1 protein-coding gene is annotated in these 1,269 nt (G+C 64.5%); it reads right to left on the reverse strand.

The features are described 5' to 3' along the window. Window positions 1-48 precede the first annotated feature (48 nt). The coding region (gene hutH, locus OC610_RS27640; protein ID WP_264432690.1) for a histidine ammonia-lyase at window positions 49-1,269 on the reverse strand (1,221 nt) is incomplete at its 5' end.

Here is a 1,269-nt window from a genome sequence, read left to right on the forward strand (position 1 = left end):
AAAGATCGCAGCCTTCGGCAGCTCCTACAGGGCACATGTTTTTCAGCCTTACAGGCTCGGCAGCAACTGCGCCGTGACCAGCTCGTTCAGGCACCGGCTCGCCAGCAATTCACTCGCCGCATTGATGTCCGGCGCAAAGAACCGGTCCTTTTCGTAGAACGGCACTTCTGCACGCAGCAGCGCCCTGGCCTGCTCCAGTTTGGCGGAGGTTTTCAAACCGCCGCGCAGATCCAGCCCCTGGCACGCCGCGAGCCATTCCACCGCGAGGATCCCACGGGTGTTCTCGGCCATTTCCCACAGGCGCTTGCCGGCTGCCGGAGCCATGGAGACGTGGTCTTCCTGGTTCGCCGAAGTCGGCAGGCTGTCCACCGAATGGGGATGGGACAGCGCTTTGTTTTCACTCGCCAGCGCAGCCGCGGTCACCTGGGCGATCATGAAGCCGGAGTTCACGCCGCCATTGGCCACCAGGAACGGCGGCAGTTGCGACATGTGCTTGTCCATCATCAGCGAGATACGCCGCTCGCTCAGGGAGCCGATCTCGGCAATCGCCAGGGCCATGTTATCGGCGGCCATCGCCACCGGTTCGGCGTGGAAGTTGCCACCGGAAATTACGTCGCCCTCGGCAGCGAACACCAGCGGGTTATCCGACACGGCGTTGGCCTCGATCACCAGCACCTCGGCGGCCTGGCGGAACTGGGTCAGGCAGGCGCCCATCACTTGCGGCTGGCAGCGCAGGGAATACGGATCCTGGACCTTGTCGCAGTTCTGGTGCGAATCGGAGACTTCGCTGCGCTCGCCCAGCAGGTCGCGATAGGCCGCGGCCGCATCGATCTGGCCTTTCTGGCCGCGAGCCGCGTGGATGCGCGCATCGAACGGCGAGCGCGAACCGAGCACCGCTTCGACGGTGAGACCACCCAGGGCCAGGGCACCGGCAAACAGGTCTTCGCCTTCGAACAGACCGCGCAAGGCAAACGCGGTAGAGACCTGGGTGCCGTTGAGCAGCGCCAGGCCTTCCTTGGCGGCCAGGGTCAGCGGCGCGAGGCCAGCGACTTTAAGGGCCTCGACGGCCGGCAGCCATTCACCCTTGTAGCGGGCCTTGCCTTCGCCCAGCAGCACCAGGGACATGTGCGCCAGTGGCGCCAGGTCACCGGATGCACCCACCGAACCTTTCAACGGAATGTGTGGATAAACCTCGGCGTTGATCAGTGCGATCAGCGCATCGATCACTTGCCGGCGGATGCCGGAAAAACCGCGGCTCAGGCTGTTCAC

The organism is Pseudomonas agronomica (genome assembly GCF_025917275.1).
Lineage (GTDB): Bacteria > Pseudomonadota > Gammaproteobacteria > Pseudomonadales > Pseudomonadaceae > Aquipseudomonas > Aquipseudomonas agronomica.